The organism is Arthrobacter sp. ISL-95 (assembly GCF_018613695.1).
Lineage (GTDB): Bacteria > Actinomycetota > Actinomycetes > Actinomycetales > Micrococcaceae > Arthrobacter.
In genome coordinates, this window is the sequence record NZ_JAGGPR010000001.1 from 104,569 (window position 1) to 125,599 (window position 21,031).

Sequence of the window (21,031 nt, forward strand, 5' to 3'; positions counted from 1 at the left end):
CTACTGCTGGATCGGCGAAAGGCTCGGGTTGACTACTGCATTACCGGAACTGGCGGACGGCGATTTCTACTACGAATCGTTGGGCAAAGGCCGTTACAGGTCCACGATCCACGCCCAGGGTGCGTGGAATCCGCACGAGCAACACATGGCCCCCGCCTCGGGCATCATGGCCGATGCCCTTGTCAGGCACAAGCCCCGCGACGACGTCCGAATGGCACGGATCAGCTACGAAATTCTTGGACTGATCCCGGGCGGCGAGTTCCAGGTCACCACCTCAACGCTGAGGCCGGGACGAACCATTGAACTTATCCAGGCCGAACTCTCAGCCGGAGGCCGGGTGGCCATCCGGGCCGCGGCGTGGCGCATGGTCACCAGCGATACCAGTGCCGTAGCCGCGGTGGAAGACGAGTCGATGCCGGCCCCTGACGAATGCAAGCCGTGGGAGGGTGCAAGTGTGTGGCCCGGTGGCTACATCCGCTCCCTGGAAATGCGCTTGGCGGAGGGCCACCGCCCTGGATCAGGCAAAGTGTGGATCCGTACCTCGCATCCGCTGACCGACCAGGAGGACAGTTCGGATCTCGCGCGTTTGATGGGCTTGGTGGACACAGCCAACGGCATTGCAGCCAGGGTCGCTCCGGGTGAGGACAGCTACATCTTCCCCAACGTGGACTTGCAGATCCACATGTACCGTGAACCGTCCGGTGAATGGCTGGGGCTGGACAACAAGGTCTCGTTCGGCGCCGACGGCATCGGCTTGACATCCACCGTGCTTCATGACGTCAACGGACCGTTCGGCAGGGCCGAGCAGATCCTGACGCTGAGGAAGAGCTGATGCGGGCCGAAACGGCCACGGCGCAGCTCACTGCGTACCGCCAGCCGGAGTCCCTGGGTGCCGCAGAAGACCTGGACTTTGCCCTGGAGCTGTTGCAGCGTGCCCGCAGCGGGCAGTTGGGCCCCATGCTTCGCCTTTACCGTCCGCAGCCCACAGTGGCGTTCGGACAACGGGATGCGAATCTCCCTGGTTTCCCGGCGGCGGCCGAAGCCTGCCGGGAGCTTGGGTTCGAACCCTTGATCCGGAAAGCGGGCGGACGCGCTGCCGCCTATCACCAGGGGACGTTGGTGATTGACCACATTGAGCCGCATCCGGACGCGATTGTGCGGGCCAAGGCCCGGTTTTCGGAGTTCGGTGAGTTGCTGGCCGGTGCTCTTCGCAGCGTCGGTGTTCATGCCGCCGTCGGCGAGATCCCGGGGGAGTACTGCCCCGGCGAGTTCAGCGTCCATGGCGAGGATCCCGACTTTCCCGCTCACAGCATTAAACTGATCGGCACCGCCCAGCGCGTGGTTTCCGGTGGTTGGCTTTTCAGCTCCGTGATCGTTGTGGAGAACTCCCAGCCCATCCGTGACGTGATGACCGCCAGTTACTCAGCGCTTGGTCTGGAGTGGGATCCAGCCACTGCGGGCGCTGCGAACGATTTGCTGCCGCACCTGGATGTCCAGACAGTTGAGGACGCTGTCATTGAGGCGTACCGGGGGTACGCGGACGTCTTCGACGGCGACTTCCGCAGCCTGGTGAGCTAGCGGCGCCCAAGCCGTTGAGCGTGTTTGACCCCGGGTTTAGGCTGAGGTAAGCACGTTAACCAACACGCGGATCGCGGTGGAAATCATGGGCCGGAAGAGACACCCTCTTGAGGATTCTGATGTGGATATCAGCGTCAGTCCACCGAAGCGGTCCGCTGCCGGTTTACCCAGCCTGAGCGAGACGCTTCGGCACGCCGTGGCGTACATGGGCCCCTCCAGGGCGTGGAAAACGCTGACGGCTGTCAACCAAAAAGACGGCTTCGACTGCATGAGTTGCGCGTGGCCCGACCCGCCAGAGCGCAAGGCTGCCGAGTTCTGCGAGAACGGTGCGAAGGCCATCGGCTGGGAAGCGGAACCGTTGAAGATCCCCCGGGACTTTTGGGCGGACAACTCCCTCAGTTCCCTCGAGCATCGTTCGGAATATTGGCTGGGTCAGCAAGGCAGGTTGGTGGAGCCTGTCCACAAAGCCGCGGGTTCAGACCACTATGTGCCCATCAGTTGGGATGATGCCTTCGAGGTCGTGGCTGGGGAACTGAACAAGCTCGACAATCCGGATCAGGCCACTTTCTACACCAGCGGGCGGACAAGCAACGAAGCCGCGTTCCTGTATCAGCTGTTCGTGCGGGCGTTTGGAACCAACAATCTCCCCGACTGCTCCAATATGTGCCACGAGTCCACGGGTGTGGCCATGGGGGAGACCATCGGCGTAGGGAAGTCGGCGGTCACCTACACCGACTTCGCCGCGGCGGATCTAATCATCATCATGGGACAGAACCCTGGAACCTGCCACCCACGGATGCTGACGGCCTTGGAAGAGGCAAAACAGGCGGGCGCGGAGATCGTCGCCGTGAACCCACTGCCCGAGGCCGGGCTCATCAATTTCCGCAATCCGCAACGTCCCAGCGGACTCATCGGCAAGGGCACCGATCTTGCCGACCAGTTCCTGCAGATCCGCATCGCAGGAGACATGGCACTGCTGCAGGCGCTCTCCAAGCGCGTCCTCGATGCCGAACGGGCCTCTCCTGGAACGGTGCTGGACCGCACGTTCATCGAGGAACACTGTCAAGGATTCGTTGGCTTCGCAGCCCACCTCGCCACGTTGAACGAACATGATGTCCTTGCTGCCACGGGGCTGACCAGCGCGGAAATCGATGAACTTGCCGGGAGGTATCTCCGCGCAGAAAAGGTCATCATCGCTTGGGCCATGGGGCTGACGCAGCACAAGAAGGCTGTGCCCACGATTAAGGAGATCATCAACCTGCTCCTGCTTCGCGGCAACATCGGCAAGCCCGGGGCGGGCCCGTGCCCGATCCGCGGACACAGCAATGTCCAAGGTGACCGGACCATGGGTATCTGGGAGAAGATGCCGCCACGTTTCCTGGATGCGCTCCGGCGGGAGTTCGGCTTTGACCCGCCAAGGCATGCTGGTGTGGATGCCGTAGACAGCATCAGGGGGATGCGCGAGGAGCGGATCAAAGTGTTGGTGGCGTTGGGCGGCAATCTGGTCCACGCGATGTCAGACACCGGCGTAGCGGAAGCGGCAGTGCGGAGAACCCGCCTCTCCGTGCAGGTTTCCACCAAGTTGAACCGTTCGCACGTGGTGGTGGGGGAGCAGGCGTTGATCCTGCCCACGTTGGGCAGGACCGAGATCGACAGGCAAGGCAGCGTGGAGCAGTTTGTGACCGTGGAGGACACTGTGTGTGCTGTGCACCGCTCGTCGGGTCCGTTGGAACCGATTGCACCGGAGGTCTTGTCCGAGGTGGCGATCATCAGCAATATTGCCCAGGCTGTCCTTGGGATCAAAGTACCGGTGGATTGGGCCGGACTCGGCAGCGATTACGACGCCATCAGGGACCACATCTCCCACGTAGTGCCGGGTTTCGAGGACTTCAACAACCGCATCCGGGAGAAGGACGGCTTCGTCCTGCCCCATGGTCCCAGGGACAGCAGGACCTTTCCCACGGCAACGGGCAAAGCGGGCTTCTCGGTCAATGACCTTGAGACCATTGCGATTCCAAGGGGCCGCCTGCTGTTGCAGACCCTCCGGTCCCATGACCAGTTCAACACCACCATCTACTCGTTGAATGATCGTTACCGGGGTATCAAGAAGGGCCGCATGGTGTTGTTCGTCAATCCGCAGGACCTGGCCGAGTTGGGATACGCGGACGGCGAATATGTGGACGTTCACAGCGAGGCCGACGACGGCGTGGACCGCGTTCTGCCGCAGTTGCGTTTGGTGTCGTACCCCACTGCGCGTGGTTGCGCCGCTGCCTATTATCCGGAGGCCAACGTGCTGGTGCCGCTGGATTCGACGGCGGACGAGAGCAACACGCCGGCGTCGAAGTCTGTGATCATCCGGCTAGAGCCGGCTGCCGCACCGGTTTACGGAACGGCAGCCGGCCAGCGGAACTGAAGGGCGTCAGTGTCCGCGGGCGATCCACTCGTCCACGTGCGGTTTCTCTGCTCCGATGGTGGTGGAGTCCCCGTGGCCGGTGCGGACCACTGTTTCCTCCGGCAGAATCAGCAGCTTTGTCTGGATGGACTCGATGATGGTGGGGAAGTCGCTGTAGGCGCGTCCTGTGGCCCCGGGGCCGCCTTGGAAGAGCGTGTCTCCGCTGAAGAGTGTCCCTTCGACGGGTAGGTGGAACGACACCGAGCCTGGTGAGTGCCCGGGGGTGTGGATTGCCTTTAGTGTGGCCCCGGCAACGGTGAACTCCGCTCCGTCAGCGATCGCTGCGTCGGGCTCGACGTCGGGGAACACTGCCCGCCACAGCATCCAGTCGTCCTGGTGGAGGTGGATGGGTGCTTTGGCGAGTTCCCTGAAGTCACCGGCTGATCGGATGTGGTCGTCGTGGCCGTGTGTGAGCAGGATGGCTTTGACCGTGCGGCCATTGACAGCCTGCAGGATGGCTTCGGGGTTGTGGGCGGGGTCGATGACGATGCATTCGGAGTCGTCGCCCACGATCCAGACATTGTTGTCTACGTCCCAGGTTCCGCCGTCGAGAGAGAAAGTCCCGGACGTGACGACGTGGTCGATGGTGAGGGTATTCACAGTTCAACCACCGATCGGAGGACGGCGCCTTCATGCATTTTGTCGAACGCTTCTTCCACCTGGTTGATGGTGATCCGCTCCGTCACGAAGGCGTCCAGGTCCAGCTTGCCTTGCTTGTACAGGTCCACCAGCATGGGGAAGTCCCGGGAGGGCAGGCAGTCGCCGTACCAGGATGATTTGAGTGATCCGCCGCGGCCGAAGACATCCAGCAGCGGCAGTTCCAAGGTCATTTCCGGCGTGGGGACACCAACCAGGACAACGGTGCCTGCGAGGTCGCGGGCGTAGAAGGCCTGCTTGTAGGTCTCGGGACGTCCGACGGCGTCAATTACTACGTCGGCGCCGAAGCCACCTGTCAGCGCCCTGATTTCTTCGATGGGGTCGCTTGCAGATGAGTCCACGGTGTGGGTTGCGCCGAGGTCTTTGGCGCGCTCGAGCTTCTTTGCGTCGATGTCGACGGCAATGATGGTGGTGGCCCCTGCGAGCGCAGCGCCGGCGATGGCTGCTACGCCTACTCCGCCGCAGCCGATCACGGCAACGGAGTCGCCTCGCTTGACGTTGCCGGTGTTGAGCGCTGCGCCCAAACCTGCCATGACGCCGCAGCCGAGGAGTCCCACCGCGGCCGCATCGGCGTCGGGGTCTACCTTGGTGCATTGACCGGCGGCGACGAGGGTCTTTTCGATGAACGCGCCGATGCCGAGGGCGGGTGAGAGTTCCGTGCCGTCTTCGAGTGTCATCTTTTGGGTGGCGTTGTGGGTGTTGAAGCAGTACTGGGCCTGTCCACGGTTACAGGCGCGGCAGTTGCCGCAGACTGCCCGCCAGTTGAGGACGACGCGGTCTCCTGGGGCAACGTCGGTGACATCGGGGCCGACTGCGCTGACGACGCCGGTGGCTTCATGGCCGAGGAGGAACGGAAAATCGTCGCTGATGCCACCGAGTTTGTAGTGGAGGTCAGTGTGGCAGACGCCGCTGGTGAGGATGTCCACCAATGCTTCGCCGGGGCCGGGTTCTGGAACCAGAATGGTTTCCAGGTTTGCGGGTGCGCCTTTGGAGCGAACGACGACACCTTTGACTGCGTGGACCATGGAGATGTTCCCTTCGGGCTTTCGGGGAGCGGGTCCTTTTTAAGGCAAAAGGCCCGCTACGGATTCCCATTCTGTCTATCACAGGTGGCAGACAGAGTGTGGATTGTTCCGTGCGGGCCCAGCGGCAGCTGTGTGAGAGCCTATGCGGCCAGGCGGCTTTCAACCTCGGAGGCGGACGGGTTGGTGGCCGCGGTTCCGTCAGGGAAGAGCACGGTGGGAACGGTGCGGTTGCCTCCGTTGAGCTGCTCGACGAGTTCGGCAGTACCATCCACTTCTTCGATGTTGATCTCGGTGTAGCCGATGCCTTTGGCGTCCAGCTGCTTCTTCAGGCGGTTGCAGTAGCCGCACCAGGTGGTCGAGAACATGGTGATGGTGCCGGAGTCGGGAGTGAAGTCCACAGAGCTCTCCTCAATATTGTTCGGTATACGGGATGATTCGTTGTTATCAACGGTAACCCGCGTCCGAAAAATTCCCCTTTTGCGGCGAAGCCGGGTTACGTCACGTGCCGGCGCTGGTGCGTTGTCCGATGAGAAGGCAGACTGTTGCCATGTGTGGACGCTATGTGATGGCTCGTGCGGTGGGGGACCTGCTCGCCGATTTCGACGCCGAACTTGAGAACGAGATTGCGCTGGAGAAGTCGTGGAATGTGGCACCGACCGATGCCGTTCCCATTGTGCTGGAGAGGCTGCTTGACGATGACGTGAAACGTCAGCTCCATGTGGCGAAGTGGGGGTTGGTTCCCTCGTGGGCCAAGGACCCCAAGGGTGGTGCGAGGCTTATTAATGCCCGGAGTGAAACGCTGCTGGAGAAGCCGTCCTTCAAGAAGGCTGCTGTTGCCAGGCGTTGCGCGGTTCCGGCGGATGGTTATTACGAATGGAAAAAGGGCGAGGGCAAGAACAAGCAACCGTATTATGTCCACCCGGGGGACGGCCACGGTCTGGTTTTTGCTGGCTTGTATGAGTGGTGGCGTGACCAGTCGGCATCCGATGATGACCCGGGGCGGTGGTTGCTGTCCATGTCCATCCTGACGGCCGATACCCCAACGGTGGATGAGGCGAAGACCCGGCGCAGTGCCTCGGTTTTTGACGAGCTGACTTCACTTCATGACCGCGTTCCGTTGCCCATGAGCACTGAGACGATGGAAGCGTGGTTGGATCCGCGGGAGAAAGACGCCCAAGGTTTGGTGGATCTGGTCCGTTCCAGGGCACACGACGCCGCGGCCGGATGGACGTTGGACGCGGTGGGGGCCGCGGTGGGAAATGTCCGCAATAACTCACCGGAACTTATCGAACCGGTGGAAGCGCTCTTCTAGGGGTCAGAGAGCTTCGGTGACCGGCACGCCGGATTGAAACTCCCGGCCATCGGCTTCGCTGAAGCCTGTCATAACGTGGCCTTTGCTGAGCCCGTGAATGGCCGACATCGGAAAGTTCCCCGTGATGACGTTCCCGGAATGCTCCACGCCTTTGATGTCGTAGTTCTCCTCGGCACTGAGTGAGTGGTTGAACGAATAGAACGAGATCGCCTCGCCGTTCATGAACTCGATGCCGAGCCTGCGTTGTGAGGAATAGTCCTCGCTGGCAGCAACAAGGCCCACGACGTAAGCGCCGGAGCCTGGTATGTTGCCATCGATTTCGAACCTTGCTATGAGGTTGTCGTCTTCGGCGGAGATATTGACCTGCTTCAGGAGTGCGTCATTGGTGCTCATGCCACAATCCTGCTCTGTGGACCGGCTGGCGTCCACCCCTTGGGGGTCATCCCTCCAAGAGTCGCCGGATGCTCCGCGCCACGGTGGCATTGTCTATATCCTGCCCTTTGCGGGCGGTCAGCAGGTGCATGGCCAGGCCGTCGCTGTAGTCGGATACGGCCTCCGCCCGGTCCCTTGCCTCAGGTATGCCCATGGCGTCGAGCAGTTGGGTCAAGGCCGATACCAGCCGCTCATGCCCGGCGGCCACAACGCCGGGCTGGTCAAGGGCGAAGGCGAATCTGGCGCGGGTCAGTTCGGCGTTCTCCCGCGCGAGTCCCATGACCGCTCTGGCGATCTGCTCCGCCAAGGCGGCTACCGACGTCGGGATCTCCATCCCACCCTGCTGTAGCAGGAGGCGGTCGCGTTCTTCAACGCGGTCGACGGCGGCACCCATCAGTGCGGCGCGGTTGCGGAAATAGTTCGAGGTAGTTCCGACGGCGACACCGGCCTGGGCGTCGACGGCCCGATGGGTGAGTCCCTTCAATCCCTTGGCAGCAACGACGGCCAGGGCGGCGTCGGCGAGTTCTGTTCGGCGGTCCGGCATGGCGAAAGTCTAGCTTCAACCCCTATTACTACTACAAATGTAGTAGTACAGTGAGGCCCATGGAAAAGGTGGACATCATTGGTGGAGGAATCGCCGGACTGGCGCTCGCGGGAATACTTGACCCCGGAAGGTTCGACGTCACCATCCACGAGCAGAGGCCTGAACTCCCCACGGTTGGAACAACTCTGGCCATGTGGCCGGCAGCCCAACAGGCGCTGTCCGAGCTGGGGATACTCGGAGCCGTCCGGAGCCGCGGAGCCATGATCAAAGCAGGCGCCCTTCGCAGGCCCTCCGGAGAACCCCTGCTGTCCATGGAAGGCAAGGGACTGCTAGGAGTATCCCGGCCCGAACTCCTGCGGCTCCTGGATATGGCGGTACCTCGCTCAGTCCGCCGGGAAATGGGCAGAGTGGATCACCTCCCAGGTGCTGCCGGATTGACCGTGGGCGCAGATGGAGTCAACAGCATTGTTCGGCGAAACATCCGGGGTCGGCAAAGCTCAGCAAAGCCCACCCCGTTCCTGGCCGTCCGGGGAGTCATTCCCGGAACCCCGCTCCCACAGGACATCGGCGAATACTGGGGCCGTGGTCAGATATTCGGTCTGGCACCGGCCGGAGGCGGAAGCAACTGGTACGCCTCCTTCCGCTCAGACCTGGGGTCGGAAAGGATAGAAGTGGCGGAGGCCCTTGAAGTGACACGAAGCCGGTATGCAAACCACTCGCGCGCTGTACAGGATGTACTCGCTACTGCCACCCCGGAAAACTCACTTGCCCAGCGCATCTGGATCTCTCCGCCCCTGGCCCGATACGCGCAAGGAAACGCAGTGCTGGTAGGGGACGCCGCCCACGCCATGACCCCCAACCTGGGGCGGGGTGCCTGCGAAGCGCTGATCGATGCAGTGACACTGGGCAAACTGCTGAACGAGCTGCCTAAGGAAAAGGCGCTTGCCGCCTATGGCAGGAAGAGGGTCATGCGCACACAACTACTTCGGATAGCTTCATCCCTCATGGGGAGTGTCGCACTTGCGCAGGGTGCGCAACCCCTGCGCGACGTCTTGCTCAAACAGGTGGGAAAGCGTGTGTCGGGAGCCCGGGAAAGGGCTGAAACTTCGAAGTAGGTTTTGTCGGAGCGTCGGCGTAAACTGGGTTTATTCGAACATACTTTCGAATATGGTTTCCCGGCGTAAGAGGTGAAGATGTGGGGCTGTTCAGTGAATCAGTAAGTGTTAGCTGCACGGACACAGGCCAGCCGCAGGAAGTCCAATGGAAAGGCACGCAGTACACAGTCACCAACGAACCCGTGCGCTGGTACGAGCGACGCCAATGGTGGCTTGAAGAAAGCCGCGCACCCCTGGGGCACGGAGCGGGCCTGGTTGACCACGAGATCTGGCGGGTACAACTCCTACCCACAGCTGAGCCGGAACCCAACCGCTCCATCACCCTGGACCTCGTCCGGCACCTGGGCAGCGGACGCTGGAGACTCCTGCGAATCCACGACGCCGCACCATCACGCGCCGTAGAACCCGAAGAAGCAGCGTGAACCTTGAGCTTTACCCACCTGCACGTCTCCACAGCCTTTAGCGCACACTACGGGGTCTCCTGGCCTGAAGAACTTGCCCAAACAGCAGCAGCAGACGGAGCCACAGCGCTCGCCTGCACAGACCGTGACGGCCTGTACGGCACCATCAAACACCTCAAAGCATGCATGGACGCAGGAATCGACCCCATCATAGGGGTAGACCTGGCAGTGTTCGACGACGACGGCGACCACCGCACCCAAGTCGCGGGCCGCGTCGTCGTACTCGCCCACGGAAACAACAACGGCGCCGGATACAGGGCACTGTGCCGCCTCATATCCGACGCCCACGCCCGCACGTCAGGGAAAGCCGGGGGAGCGGTCCCCGCTGCAGTAACACGCAGCGAACTCGCCTCAAGAACCCTTGACCCCAAAACCCTCAAACCAGTCCTGACCGTACTCATAGGACCCGACTCGGACGTAGGCCGAGCCTTGGGCGGCCGCAAATACCTCAGACCAAGAACCCTCTTCAAACAATGGATCGACGCCATGCCCGCCGGAACCATGGTGGCCGAAGTCGTCTCCCACCTCAGCGCCCCGGGAGAACCACTCAGCACAGCCCACGCAGTGCGCATGCTCAAACTCGCGCTCGAATACAACATCCCCGCAATCCTCAGCAACGCCGTCCGCTACTGCGCCCAGGACGGCGCCGCCACCGCAGACGTACTCGACTCCGCACGCACCCTAAAATCCCTTCCGGAACTCTCCGCAGAACCCCTTCTACAACCCACAGGGCAGGGCTGGCTGAAGACGCCGCAGCAAATGCTCCAACTCGGCAAAGAAATCATGAACGCGGCAGGCCAAGGAAAAGCCGACCTCACCAAACTCCTCTCAAACACCGAGGCGCTCGCCAACAAATGCCGCATCGATCCCATCCTCGACATGGGTTGGAAGAAGCCTGTAGTCCCTGAAGCTTCCATCATCGGCATCGACGCAGACCCCATGGTGGAACTCACCCAACGCTGCGAAGCAGGAATCAACAGACGGTTCCCAGGCATCAAAGCGGAGGCAGAAAAACAGCTGCGCTCGCGGTTGGAGCATGAGCTGGGAATCATCTGTCGGCTTCGCTTTGCCTCCTACTTCCTCACCGTGGCTGAAGTATCAAGGATGATCCTCGATATGGGTGTACGCGTAGCCGCCAGGGGATCCGGCGCATCAAGTCTGGTCAATTACCTGATAGATATCAGCCAGGTTGACCCGATACGCCACGACCTCATTTTCGAACGTTTTCTCTCCGGTCGGCGGTCGACCCTCCCTGACATCGACATTGATGTGGAAAGTGCTGAGAGGCACAACGTCTACCGAAAGATTTTTGACCGCTTCGGGGCAGAACGCGTCACCCTGATGAGCATGCAGAACGGGTACAGGGCTCGTGGTGCCGTGCGGGATGCAGGGATGGCCCTGGGGATGCCGGAGCAAGAAGTCGGTGAGATTGCCAAGCAACTGTGGAGATTCTCTGCACGCAAATTCCGTGAAGCTCTGGTGGAGAAGCCCGAGCTTCGGGATTTTGCCGGTCGGGTGGAACGGGGAGCCTTGGAGGAGAACCAGCAGCTGGACCTGTTGGTGGATCTTACCGAAAGGCTGGATCGGCTGCCCCGGCACATTTCAATGCATCCCTGCGGAGTGATTTTGGGAGATGCCACGCTCCTGGATAGAACCCCCGTTCAACCCAGCGGTTTGGGTCTGCCCATGAGCCAGTTCGATAAACACGACATGGATCCCATGGGAATGCTCAAGCTGGATGTTTTGGGAGTCCGGATGCAGAGCGCCATGGCATTTGCGGTCCGGGAAGTGATTCGGCTTCATCCTTCCAAAGCTGAAGTCGTCGCAGCAGGAAAGCACCCGGTGGAGCCGGGTGGAAATGGTCCTGACTACATTGCTCCTGACGGCAGGATTGACCTCAATGCCGTCCCCTTCGAAGATGAGCCCACCTATGAACTGATCCGCAGTACCCACACACTTGGTTGCTTCCAGATTGAATCACCGGGACAGCGTGAACTCATTGGCAAGATGGCTCCCCGGGAATTCAACGACCTCATCATCGACATCTCACTTTTCAGGCCTGGACCCATGAAGTCGGACATGGTGAGGCCCTTCCTGGAGCATCGGCACGGCTTTGCTCCTGAGATTTATCCCCACGCGGACCTCAAACCAGTCCTCCAGGAAACCCACGGGGTGACGGTTTTCCATGAGCAGATCCTGAGGACCTTCCACGTCATGACCGATTGCGGTTTGGACAGGGCTGACGAGTTTCGTCGCGCCTTGGGCGACGAAGTGCATGAACCAGGAGTAGAGAAGTACTTCCGACGTGAAGCAATTAAGAAATACTCCCCCGAAGTGGTGGATAAAGTCTGGGGGACCCTGAAGGCTTTCGGCAGTTTTGGCTTCTGTAAAGCCCACGGCGCTGCTTTTGCCGTACCTACCTATCAGTCGGCCTGGCTCAAGGCCCATCATCCCGAGGCCTTCCTGGCCGGGTTGTGGGAACACGATCCCGGGATGTATCCCAAGCGACTCTTGGTCGCTGAAGCGCGCCGGCTGGGCATCCCCATCCTGCCTTTGGATATCAACAGGAGCCAGGCTGAATACCGGGTAGAGAAGATCCAGCATGGCCCGGATCAGGGCAAGTTGGGCATCCGGTTAAGCCTGACAGGCATTTATGGGCTTTCCGGAGCAGAACTGAAGCGGATCGTTGCCGGGCAACCTTACGATTCCCTGGCAGACTTGCGGGCGCGGGCCAGGGTAAGCAAGCCGAACATCAAGAGACTGGCCCAGCTGGGCGCCTTTGATGCTCTGCATAAGGATTCCGGTGGAAAAGCGAACCGTGCTGACCTGGTGCACCATTTGCAGGCACTCCAAAGCAGCCCCTCCAAGAAAGCTCCCGATGTCATTGAAGGGCAGCTGTCATTTGCCCTGGGGGATGTTGAACTGAGGAACCTTTCTCCAGATCTTCCCGAGCCAACCATGGTGGACAACGTCAGGGCAGAACTTGACCTTATGGCGGTGGATGTCAGCGAACACTTGATGGAAAGCCATCGCCCGCTCTTGGACAAACTGGGTGTCACCACAGCCAATAAACTCCTGGGCTTACGCAACGGAACCGAAGTCCTGGTGGCAGGGGTCCGGATTGCCACCCAAACCCCACCAATGCGAGGCGGACGGCGCGTGGTCTTCATCAGTATCGATGACGGCACCGGTTGCGTGGACTCAGTCTTCTTCCATGAGGCCCAGGAAGAATCCGGGCCTCTGCTGTTTGGCACCCGCCTGCTGCTGATCCGGGGAACCACCAGAAGGACCGGGCCCAAAGGAATCAGCCTCAGTGCCAGCAAAGCCTGGGACCTCAGCCGCTCCGAAGCGCTGCCTTATGCCGAACTACTTCCTGCCGAAGTGGGACTACCTGATGAATACACCCACCGTGGGCCGCTTCACGGTATCTCCAGGCACCTTGCCATCACTGGTCTGGGAAGCTGAACCCGGAGCAGAAACCTGCCTTGACCAGCCCTATCCGGCCACGGCGCGCTGCTTTGGCCGCCTTCGCTGAAGCGGATACGATTGACGGTGGCTGGCTGTGGTCCCCGTACGCCACAAGCTATGAAGCCTTAACTATGAATAGGAGACACCCGTGTCAGATGCCCAACAGATCACCCTCATCGTCGATGGCGAAGAGACCAAGGTGACGGAAGGGACTACCGGCGCGGAACTCTTCTTCGAGCGCCGCGACGTCGTTGTAGCCCGTGTCAACGGCGTGCTTAAGGACCTTGACCAGGTTCTCACCGAGGGCGCCGACGTCCAGGGTGTCACCATCGATTCCCCTGATGGACTCAACGTTCTCCGCCACTCCACAGCCCACGTCATGGCGCAGGCTGTGCAGCAGTTGCGCCCCGACGCCAAACTCGGCATCGGCCCCTACATCACTGACGGCTTCTACTTCGACTTCGACGTCGCTGAGCCGTTCACCCCGGAAGACCTGCGCACGCTGGAAAAGATGATGCAAAAAATCATCAACCAGAACCAGAAATTCGTGCGTCGTGTCGTCACCGAGGACGAAGCCCGCCAAGCCATGGCCAACGAGCCCTACAAGCTGGAGCTGTTGGGCAAGAAGAACGACGCTGGCGACGCAGCCGAAGGCGTCAACGTCGAGGTCGGCGCAGGAGACATCACGATCTACGACAATGTGGATCGCAAGAGCGGCGAGAGCATCTGGTGCGATCTTTGCCGCGGCCCCCACCTGCAAAACACCAAAATCATCTCCAACGCCTTCGCCCTGACACGCTCCTCCGCGGCATACTGGCTCGGCAACCAGAACAACCAGCAGCTGCAGCGCATTTACGGCACGGCGTGGCCCACCAAGGAAGCCCTCAAGGCGTACCAGGAACGCATTGCTGAAGCCGAGCGTCGCGATCACCGCAAGCTCGGCGTGGAACTTGATCTCTTCTCCTTCCCCGATGAACTGGGCTCGGGCCTTCCTGTGTTCCACCCCAAGGGCGGCATCATTCGAAAGGCCATGGAGGACTATTCCCGCCAGCGGCACGTGGACGCCGGTTACGAGTTCGTCTACACCCCCCACATCACCAAGGGGCACCTCTACGAAGTTTCCGGGCACCTTGACTGGTACAAGGACGGTATGTTCCCCGCGATGCAGGTGGACGCCGAATTCAACGAGGACGGCACCGTGCGGAAGCCGGCTCAGGATTACTACCTGAAGCCGATGAACTGCCCCATGCACAACCTGATTTTCCGCTCCCGGGGCCGGTCCTACCGTGAACTTCCGCTGCGCCTGTTCGAATTCGGTGCTGTGTACCGGTACGAGAAGTCCGGCGTAGTGCACGGGCTGACTCGCGTCCGCGGCATGACACAGGATGATGCCCACATCTACTGCACCCGCGAGCAGATGAAGGACGAGCTCACCACCACACTGAACTTTGTGCTGGGCCTTCTCAAGGACTACGGCTTGGATGACTTCTACCTGGAGCTCTCCACAAAGAACGAAGAGAAGTTCGTTGGTGACGACGCCGCCTGGGAGGAAGCCACGCGCACTCTTTCCGAGGTGGCCGCGGCCTCCGGTCTGGAACTCGTTCCGGATCCGGGCGGAGCAGCATTCTATGGCCCCAAGATCTCCGTCCAGGCAAAGGATGCCCTGGGCAGGACCTGGCAGATGTCCACCATTCAACTGGACTTCAACCTGCCGGAGCGTTTTGAACTGGAGTACCAGGCTGCCGACGGCACGCGCCAGCGTCCTGTCATGATCCACCGGGCACTGTTCGGTTCAGTGGAACGCTTCATGGGCGTGCTCACCGAGCACTACGCCGGAGCTTTTCCGGCATGGCTCGCACCTGTCCAGGTAGTGGGCATTCCTGTGGCCGAAACCTTCAACGACTACATGTTCGACGTCGTGGGCCAGCTCAAGGCAGCGGGCATCCGTGCCGAGGTGGACATTTCCTCGGACCGGTTCCCCAAGAAAATCCGCACAGCCAGCAAGGACAAGATCCCGTTCGTCCTGATTGCGGGTGGTGAGGATGCCGAGGCCGGTGCAGTGTCGTTCCGTTTCCGGGATGGCAGCCAGGACAACGGCGTGCCCGTGGCCGAGGCGGTCCGCAGGATCGTTGACGCCGTCAAGAACCGCGAGAGCTGACGGAACGGACACATTGACGGTGCAGGAGAACACAGGTGCGGCGAATGGCCTTCCAGGTGACGCCGACGTAACCGATGACTTCGGATTGGCGGGCGTGCCGGACGCGTTTCAGCGCCTGTGGACTCCGCACCGGATGGCCTACATCAAGGGCGGGCAGGATCAATTCAAGAACAAGGATGACTGCCCGTTCTGTGTAGGACCCACCCGATCAGATGAGGAATCCCTGATCGTCTACCGGGGACGGACTTGTTATGTCGTCCTCAACCTGTTCCCCTACAATCCCGGTCACCTGCTGATCTGCCCTTACCGGCACGTCCCCGACTACACGGACATCACCGTGGAGGAAACGGCCGAGTTCGCCGAACTTACACAGACAGCCATGCGCGTGCTACGGAAGGTTTCGAATCCGAGCGGCTTCAACCTGGGCATGAACCAAGGCGTCACCGGCGGTGCCGGCATTGCCGCGCATCTCCACCAGCACGTGGTTCCGCGCTGGGGCGGGGACGGAAACTTCTTCCCCATCATCGCCCAGACCAAGGCCATAACGCAGACACTCGATGAGGTCCGAAAGCTTGTGGCTGAAGCCTGGCCGGGGGAGTCGAATGCTCAATAGGCATGCGCGCGGCTTCTTCACTTCACTCTTTACTCCTTTAGCGCGTTGGCTCCTCAGGATCGGGGTGTCTCCGGACGCCGTGACCATTGCAGGAACGGCAGGGGTGATATTGGGCGGGCTCGTCCTCTACCCGCTGGGTTTCTTATGGTGGGGCTCAGTGGTGGTCGCATTCTTCGCCTTCTCGGACGTAGTGGACGGAATCATGGCGAGGCTGCAGGGCCGCAGCGGTGGCTGGGGTAACTTCCTGGATTCCACCCTGGACAGGCTCGCCGATGGCGCGATCTTCGCAGGCCTCACCATCTGGTTTTTCACTGGAGGCGAGGATCCTGCAATTGCTACTGCCGCCGTCGTCTGTTTGGTCCTTGGCATGGTCGTTTCGTATGCTCGGGCCAAGGCGGAGTCCCTGGGCTACCAAGCCAGTGTTGGGATTGCCGAACGCGCAGAACGGTTGGCGTCCGTGCTGCTCATAACCGCGCTCACGGGATTAGGCCTCCCACCCGTAGTGTTATTCGGGACCTTGATCCTCCTGGCGCTGGCGAGTGTGATAACCATCGTCCAGCGGATGTCCACCGTACGGCGGCAAGCAATGGCCGAAGCCGGCGGCCCAGCTGCAGCGTAACGCTTGAGAGTCATAGCTCCCAGGGGAACTGGCAACCGACCAAAGTCACTCCTGCGCAGTTGTGCACCTGACCTACCACAGCCTGCTTTGGTGCGCTCCAAGGCAGTAATGAATGTACTGCCGGCAGGCAAGGTGCGACTACTATTACTAGTACTTGGTCACCTTGACCTGAAACCCGGTGTGCGCTGATTGCGGTCGTGTGGCTGCGCGCGCTTCCGGCAAGAAGGTCGTTTATCTACCCATAGGGGTTTTTGTGTCTACACCAGATGTAAGCAACGAAGCCGGTTCGTCCGCGAACAGCGTCACGGGCAGCAGCCGCGTCAAGCGGGGCATGGCGGAGATGCTCAAGGGCGGCGTCATCATGGACGTCGTCAACGTCGAGCAGGCCCGCATCGCCGAGGATGCCGGTGCCGTCGCTGTCATGGCGCTCGAGCGCGTCCCGGCCGATATCCGCGCCCAGGGCGGCGTCTCCCGCATGTCCGATCCTGACATGATCGATGCGATCATCGCCGCCGTGTCCATCCCGGTCATGGCCAAAGCCCGCATCGGCCACTTCGTTGAGGCCCAGGTCCTGCAGTCCCTCGGTGTGGACTACATCGACGAGTCCGAGGTCCTGACCCCGGCCGACTACATCAACCACATCGACAAGTGGAACTTCACGGTTCCCTTTGTTTGTGGTGCCACCAACCTCGGTGAGGCCCTGCGCCGCATCAACGAGGGCGCGGCCATGATCCGGTCCAAGGGTGAAGCCGGTACCGGCGATGTTTCCAACGCCACCGGCCACATGCGCAAGATCCGCTCGGAGATCGCCAAGCTCGCAGCCCTTCCCGAGGACGAGCTCTACGTTGCGGCCAAAGAGTTGCAGGCCCCGTACGAGTTGGTCAAGGAAGTTGCCGCTACCGGCAAGCTTCCCGTGGTGTTGTTCACTGCCGGTGGCATCGCGACCCCGGCCGACGCTGCAATGATGATGCAGCTCGGCGCCGACGGTGTGTTCGTTGGTTCGGGTATCTTCAAGTCCGGTAACCCCGCAGAGCGTGCTGCCGCCGTCGTGAAGGCAACTACGTTCCACGACGACCCGGATGTCATTGCCAAGGTCTCCCGGGGCCTGGGCGAAGCCATGGTGGGCATCAACGTGGACGATATCCCGCAGCCGCACCGCCTCGCAGAGCGCGGCTGGTAAACAGCAAGAGAATTACGACGTCGGGCCGGTCACCTCCAAGGTGACCGGCCCGACGTCGTTCTAGTCCAATCCTCGGCGCTTCAAAAGGGGCTCCAGCTCTGCCTCGCGGCCTCGGAAGGCGCGGAACGACTCCAAGGGGTCTCGGCTGTTGCCCCGTGAGAGCAGCTCGGAACGGAAGTGATCGCCGTTCGCTCGTGTCAGGCCACCGTTTTCCCTGAACCACTCCACGGTGTCGGCGTCCAGCACCTCGCTCCAAATGTAGGAGTAATATCCCGCTGCGTAACCCGCGCCGGCGAAGATGTGCTGGAAATAGCCCGTCCGGTACCTCGGAGGAATCAGAGGATGAGCGATGGCTGCGTCCGCCAAGGCTTTGGCCTCGAACGCGAGAACATCGTCCGGTACCTCCGACTCGGAAATCACGTGCCATGCCAGGTCAAGGAGCGCAGCCCCCAGATATTCGGTCGTGGCGAATCCCTCTCCCCACAGCAGTGACTCGTTTAGTTTGTCCACTGTGTCCTGGGGGAGGACTTCGCCCGTGGAGTGATGGCGCGCGTAATTGGCCAGTACCTCGGGCCACATGATCCACATCTCGTTGACCTGGGATGGGTACTCCACAAAATCCCGCGGTACGGACGTTCCGGAGAACCGGGGGTAAGTAACATCCGAAAACAGGCCGTGCAGTGCGTGGCCGAACTCATGGAAAACGGTACGGACCTCGTCCAGGGACAACAGTGCGGGCTCACCCGGAGCCGGTTTGGTGATGTTGAGGTTGTTGATCACCACGGACCGCGTTCCCAGTAGGCCGGACTGTTCCACCAGGGAATTCATCCAGGCACCTCCGCGCTTTGATTCACGAGTGTAGTAGTCGCCCAGGAACAGGCCGAGCCCGGAGCCGTCCTCATCATGGACCTCCCAAATGCGGACATCCGGGTGATAGCCTTCCACGTCGCTCCGCTCATGGAAAGTCACACCGAAGAGCTGCGTTGCCGCATGGAAGACGCCGTCGTTGAGGACAGTTTCTAGGCTGAAATAGGGGCGGAGGGCCTGCTCGTCCACCTGGAATCTCTCCTTGCGAACCCGGGCAGAATAATATGCCCAATCCCAAGGCTCCAGTTCATGACCCGCGGCTTCCGCTAACGCTTTCGCCTCCGATTGGGCATTTCGCACAGCGGCCGGCGCCAGTCGGCCCAGCATCGCCTGTACTTCACTGAAACCGGGAGCAGTCTGCTGGTCAACCACCAGCTCAGCGAAGTTGGCAAAACCCAAGAGAGCTGCTTTCTCTGCCCGCAACCGGACCGTAGCCTTCACCAAGTCACGAACGTCCAAGGCTCCGCCATCAGTGCCGCGTGCCAGGGACGCTTCGTAAAGCCGACGGCGGATGGCCCGGTTCTCCAAGGAGGCCAGGGCGGGCTGGTTGCCGGGCTGGATCAGGGTCAGCAAGTACTTGCCGTCATGACCGGCAATTTTCGCTGCTTCAGCGGCGCCGGTGATCAATTCAGGTTGCAGACCGGCGAGCTCATCAGCCTCGGTAAGCAGCAAAGCAGCGGACTTCATGGCTTCCTTGACGCGCTGACCAAACTCGGTCCCCAATCGGGACAGCTCGGCGTTCACTTCGCGCAGGCGTTGTTGCCCCGCGTCATCGAGCTGTATTCCGGACTGCCGGAACTCCTTCAGGTACTCCTGCACTAAGCGGGACGACTCCGTATCAAGGCCGGCGGTTTCGATCGCGGCGAATCGCTCGTAGAGCCCGCGGTTCATGTAAACAGCGTCTTGATGTGCTGTGAACTTGGGGGACAACTGTGTCTCCAAGGCTTTGATGGCATCGGAAGCATCGGCAGAAACCAGGGTGAAGAACGCTGCCGCGGCCCTATTGAGGAGAAGTCCGGACCGCTCCATGGCCACGGCTGTGTTTTCCAAGGTGGCCAGCTCAGAATTGTCCACAATCCTGGAAATTTCGCTGAGATGCTCGGACAAACCTGCCTCTACGGCCTCGGCGTAGTGCTCTGCCGAGATGCCGGCGAAGGGAGGAAGCCCGTAGGGCAGAGCGCTGGGGCTCAAGAGTGGGTTGGTCATGAAGTGACTCTTTCACGTAAGAATCGTGTCCTCAAGAGCGGCACGCCCGGATCCCCAAGGCTTCCGCCGTATGATGAAATTCATGGGCAAAATCACATTTTCCGTGGGACGGTTCCGTCCTCACAAAGCGGCACTCTTGCTGAGCGGCATGGCTTTGGCCTTGTCTCTGAGCGCCTGCGGTGCTCTTGCAGAAAACAATGACGCTGACGACCCCAGCAGCGCTGCTCCGGCCCCGGCCGCCGAGTCGCCAAGCCCAACCCGCACCCCCGCACCAAACCCCACCCCGGGCAAGGGGCCCGCTTGTCCGGAACTCCGCTGTACTTCCATCACGGTGACAGGGGACATGTTGGTTCACACCCAGCTCTGGCAACAAGCGAGAGCTGACGCAGCGGCGTCGGGACAGACTGGATATACCTTCGTTCCTCTTCTCGAAGGGCAGCGACGCTATATCCGCAACAGCGACCTCGCCATCTGCCATCAGGAAACCCCCGTTGCTACACCGGAAGGGCCCTTCTCTGCCTACCCGTCTTTCAACGTGCCGCCGCAGATCATCACGGCTTCCAAGGATGTGGGTTACAAGGCTTGCACCACGGCCAGCAATCACACCATTGACCGTGGAACCGAAGGTTTGCTCCGGACTCTGGACGCCCTGGACGCAGCGGGCCTGAAGCACACAGGTTCGTACCGGACGGAGGCGGCATCCAAGGAGATACTCATGCTCCAGACGGACGCTGCCAAAGTGGCCGTCATCATTGGAACCTATGGCCACAATGGTCAGATCCCCGAATACCCTTGGCTGGTTGACGAGCTGGATCCGGCGGCCATGATCGCGAAGGCAAAACAGGCCAAGACACTTGGGGCTGACATCGTGCTGGGCGTCATGCACGCCGGCGACGAGTACGCCAGTGAAGCCAACGCCCAGCAGCAGGAGGTTGCGCACGCGTTGGTGGACAGTGGCCAGTTCAGTATGATCTACGGGCACCACACGCACTCGGTGTTGCCGATCGAAAATTACAAGGGCACGTGGATTGTCTACGGTCTGGGCAACGGCGTCACTGAATTGTCGCCGTGGTACGTCCTGAACAACGAAGGGCTGTTGGTGAGGGCGCAATTCAGCCAAAACAGTTCGGGGATATGGACTGCTTCGGACCTCGCCTGGGCTCCGTCAGTAATCGTTAGGGATCCGTACCGTTGGTGCTCCGTGGCCAGCGACGCACCGCAGGGAGTCTGCGCCACCCCTGCGGCGGACGCTGAGACTCATCAGCGAACCAAAGAAGTGGTTGAGTCCATGGGCGCAGCCACCGCAGGCGCACATGAACTGCTGATCACCAAGGAAAAGTAGCG

18 protein-coding genes are annotated in these 21,031 nt (G+C 61.0%); 12 read left to right on the forward strand and 6 right to left on the reverse strand.

Annotated features, from left to right (window positions below):
* Nucleotides 1-28: 28 nt before the first annotated feature.
* The 3 genes from J7I86_RS00535 to J7I86_RS00545 all read left to right on the forward strand — a co-directional run bounded on the left by J7I86_RS00535 (nucleotide 29) and on the right by J7I86_RS00545 (nucleotide 3,991).
* Complete coding sequence (locus tag J7I86_RS00535) at nucleotides 29-832, forward strand: thioesterase family protein (protein WP_214814842.1); 804 nt, start codon at nucleotides 29-31, stop codon at nucleotides 830-832.
* Nucleotides 832-1,578 carry a lipoyl protein ligase domain-containing protein gene (locus J7I86_RS00540; RefSeq protein ID WP_214814844.1) on the forward strand — a complete coding sequence of 249 codons (747 nt, stop codon included), beginning with the start codon at nucleotides 832-834 and terminating at the stop codon, nucleotides 1,576-1,578. The genes J7I86_RS00535 and J7I86_RS00540 overlap by 1 nt, the downstream gene beginning before the upstream one ends.
* A gap of 85 nt (nucleotides 1,579-1,663) precedes the next feature.
* Nucleotides 1,664-3,991 carry an FdhF/YdeP family oxidoreductase gene (locus J7I86_RS00545; protein WP_214814846.1) on the forward strand — a complete coding sequence of 776 codons (2,328 nt, stop codon included), beginning with the start codon at nucleotides 1,664-1,666 and terminating at the stop codon, nucleotides 3,989-3,991.
* A 6-nt stretch (nucleotides 3,992-3,997) separates the two neighbouring features.
* Here the strand turns inward: J7I86_RS00545 and J7I86_RS00550 are convergent, their stop codons facing one another.
* The 3 genes from J7I86_RS00550 to J7I86_RS00560 all read right to left on the reverse strand — a co-directional run bounded on the left by J7I86_RS00550 (nucleotide 3,998) and on the right by J7I86_RS00560 (nucleotide 6,110).
* A complete protein-coding gene (locus J7I86_RS00550) occupies nucleotides 3,998-4,630 on the reverse strand; it encodes an MBL fold metallo-hydrolase (protein WP_214814848.1) in 633 nt (210 codons plus the stop codon).
* On the reverse strand, nucleotides 4,627-5,712 hold the full coding sequence (locus J7I86_RS00555; protein WP_214814850.1) for an S-(hydroxymethyl)mycothiol dehydrogenase: 1,086 nt from the start codon (nucleotides 5,710-5,712) through the stop codon (nucleotides 4,627-4,629). The genes J7I86_RS00550 and J7I86_RS00555 overlap by 4 nt, the downstream gene beginning before the upstream one ends.
* Before the next feature lie 140 nt (nucleotides 5,713-5,852).
* The gene (locus J7I86_RS00560) at nucleotides 5,853-6,110 is read right to left on the reverse strand and encodes a mycoredoxin (protein ID WP_018777778.1); all 258 of its coding nucleotides are present in this window, start codon (nucleotides 6,108-6,110) and stop codon (nucleotides 5,853-5,855) included.
* A gap of 167 nt (nucleotides 6,111-6,277) precedes the next feature.
* On the opposite strand from J7I86_RS00560, the gene J7I86_RS00565 reads away from it, so the two are divergent.
* On the forward strand, nucleotides 6,278-7,024 hold the full coding sequence (locus tag J7I86_RS00565) for an SOS response-associated peptidase (protein ID WP_286179119.1): 747 nt from the start codon (nucleotides 6,278-6,280) through the stop codon (nucleotides 7,022-7,024).
* A 3-nt stretch (nucleotides 7,025-7,027) separates the two neighbouring features.
* Here the strand turns inward: J7I86_RS00565 and J7I86_RS00570 are convergent, their stop codons facing one another.
* Together J7I86_RS00570 and J7I86_RS00575 are read right to left on the reverse strand one after the other, a co-directional pair.
* Entirely contained in the window at nucleotides 7,028-7,417 is a 390-nt protein-coding gene (locus J7I86_RS00570; RefSeq protein ID WP_214814854.1) for a hypothetical protein, read from the reverse strand.
* A 46-nt stretch (nucleotides 7,418-7,463) separates the two neighbouring features.
* Nucleotides 7,464-8,000 carry a TetR/AcrR family transcriptional regulator gene (locus tag J7I86_RS00575; RefSeq protein WP_214814856.1) on the reverse strand — a complete coding sequence of 179 codons (537 nt, stop codon included), beginning with the start codon at nucleotides 7,998-8,000 and terminating at the stop codon, nucleotides 7,464-7,466.
* 59 nt (nucleotides 8,001-8,059) lie between these two features.
* On the opposite strand from J7I86_RS00575, the gene J7I86_RS00580 reads away from it, so the two are divergent.
* From J7I86_RS00580 to pdxS, 7 genes are all read left to right on the forward strand, one after another.
* A complete protein-coding gene (locus J7I86_RS00580) occupies nucleotides 8,060-9,115 on the forward strand; it encodes an FAD-dependent monooxygenase (RefSeq protein ID WP_214814857.1) in 1,056 nt (351 codons plus the stop codon).
* An 80-nt stretch (nucleotides 9,116-9,195) separates the two neighbouring features.
* The gene (locus tag J7I86_RS00585; protein ID WP_214814858.1) at nucleotides 9,196-9,537 is read left to right on the forward strand and encodes a DUF6504 family protein; all 342 of its coding nucleotides are present in this window, start codon (nucleotides 9,196-9,198) and stop codon (nucleotides 9,535-9,537) included.
* A 3-nt stretch (nucleotides 9,538-9,540) separates the two neighbouring features.
* Entirely contained in the window at nucleotides 9,541-13,041 is a 3,501-nt protein-coding gene (locus tag J7I86_RS00590) for a DNA polymerase III subunit alpha (RefSeq protein ID WP_214814859.1), read from the forward strand.
* A 151-nt stretch (nucleotides 13,042-13,192) separates the two neighbouring features.
* Nucleotides 13,193-15,202, forward strand: coding sequence for a threonine--tRNA ligase (thrS, locus tag J7I86_RS00595; protein ID WP_214814860.1), 2,010 nt, complete (start codon nucleotides 13,193-13,195; stop codon nucleotides 15,200-15,202).
* Nucleotides 15,203-15,221: 19 nt separating this feature from the next.
* On the forward strand, nucleotides 15,222-15,815 hold the full coding sequence (locus J7I86_RS00600) for an HIT domain-containing protein (protein ID WP_214814861.1): 594 nt from the start codon (nucleotides 15,222-15,224) through the stop codon (nucleotides 15,813-15,815).
* Entirely contained in the window at nucleotides 15,805-16,434 is a 630-nt protein-coding gene (gene pgsA, locus J7I86_RS00605; protein WP_214814862.1) for a phosphatidylinositol phosphate synthase, read from the forward strand. The genes J7I86_RS00600 and pgsA overlap by 11 nt, the downstream gene beginning before the upstream one ends.
* Before the next feature lie 253 nt (nucleotides 16,435-16,687).
* A complete protein-coding gene (gene pdxS, locus J7I86_RS00610; RefSeq protein ID WP_017197521.1) occupies nucleotides 16,688-17,614 on the forward strand; it encodes a pyridoxal 5'-phosphate synthase lyase subunit PdxS in 927 nt (308 codons plus the stop codon).
* A 60-nt stretch (nucleotides 17,615-17,674) separates the two neighbouring features.
* Here the strand turns inward: pdxS and J7I86_RS00615 are convergent, their stop codons facing one another.
* The gene (locus J7I86_RS00615; protein WP_214814863.1) at nucleotides 17,675-19,687 is read right to left on the reverse strand and encodes a M3 family metallopeptidase; all 2,013 of its coding nucleotides are present in this window, start codon (nucleotides 19,685-19,687) and stop codon (nucleotides 17,675-17,677) included.
* Nucleotides 19,688-19,760: 73 nt separating this feature from the next.
* On the opposite strand from J7I86_RS00615, the gene J7I86_RS00620 reads away from it, so the two are divergent.
* Nucleotides 19,761-21,029 (forward strand): CapA family protein, encoded by a 1,269-nt coding sequence (locus J7I86_RS00620; protein WP_214814949.1) that lies wholly within the window; start codon nucleotides 19,761-19,763, stop codon nucleotides 21,027-21,029.
* The last annotated feature ends 2 nt before the right edge of the window (nucleotides 21,030-21,031 follow it).

What these genes read in the sequence shown, in the direction of transcription:
- J7I86_RS00620 (WP_214814949.1), top strand. Translation starts at nt 19,761, where the DNA reads ATGAAATTCATGGGCAAAATCACATTTTCCGTGGGACGGTTCCGTCCT.
- J7I86_RS00615 (WP_214814863.1), bottom strand. Translation starts at nt 19,687, where the DNA reads ATGACCAACCCACTCTTGAGCCCCAGCGCTCTGCCCTACGGGCTTCCT.
- J7I86_RS00545 (WP_214814846.1), top strand. Translation starts at nt 1,664, where the DNA reads ATGGGCCGGAAGAGACACCCTCTTGAGGATTCTGATGTGGATATCAGC.
- J7I86_RS00570 (WP_214814854.1), bottom strand. Translation starts at nt 7,417, where the DNA reads ATGAGCACCAATGACGCACTCCTGAAGCAGGTCAATATCTCCGCCGAA.
- J7I86_RS00555 (WP_214814850.1), bottom strand. Translation starts at nt 5,712, where the DNA reads ATGGTCCACGCAGTCAAAGGTGTCGTCGTTCGCTCCAAAGGCGCACCC.
- J7I86_RS00580 (WP_214814857.1), top strand. Translation starts at nt 8,060, where the DNA reads ATGGAAAAGGTGGACATCATTGGTGGAGGAATCGCCGGACTGGCGCTC.
- pgsA (WP_214814862.1), top strand. Translation starts at nt 15,805, where the DNA reads ATGCTCAATAGGCATGCGCGCGGCTTCTTCACTTCACTCTTTACTCCT.
- J7I86_RS00540 (WP_214814844.1), top strand. Translation starts at nt 832, where the DNA reads ATGCGGGCCGAAACGGCCACGGCGCAGCTCACTGCGTACCGCCAGCCG.
- J7I86_RS00575 (WP_214814856.1), bottom strand. Translation starts at nt 8,000, where the DNA reads ATGCCGGACCGCCGAACAGAACTCGCCGACGCCGCCCTGGCCGTCGTT.
- J7I86_RS00565 (WP_286179119.1), top strand. Translation starts at nt 6,278, where the DNA reads ATGGCTCGTGCGGTGGGGGACCTGCTCGCCGATTTCGACGCCGAACTT.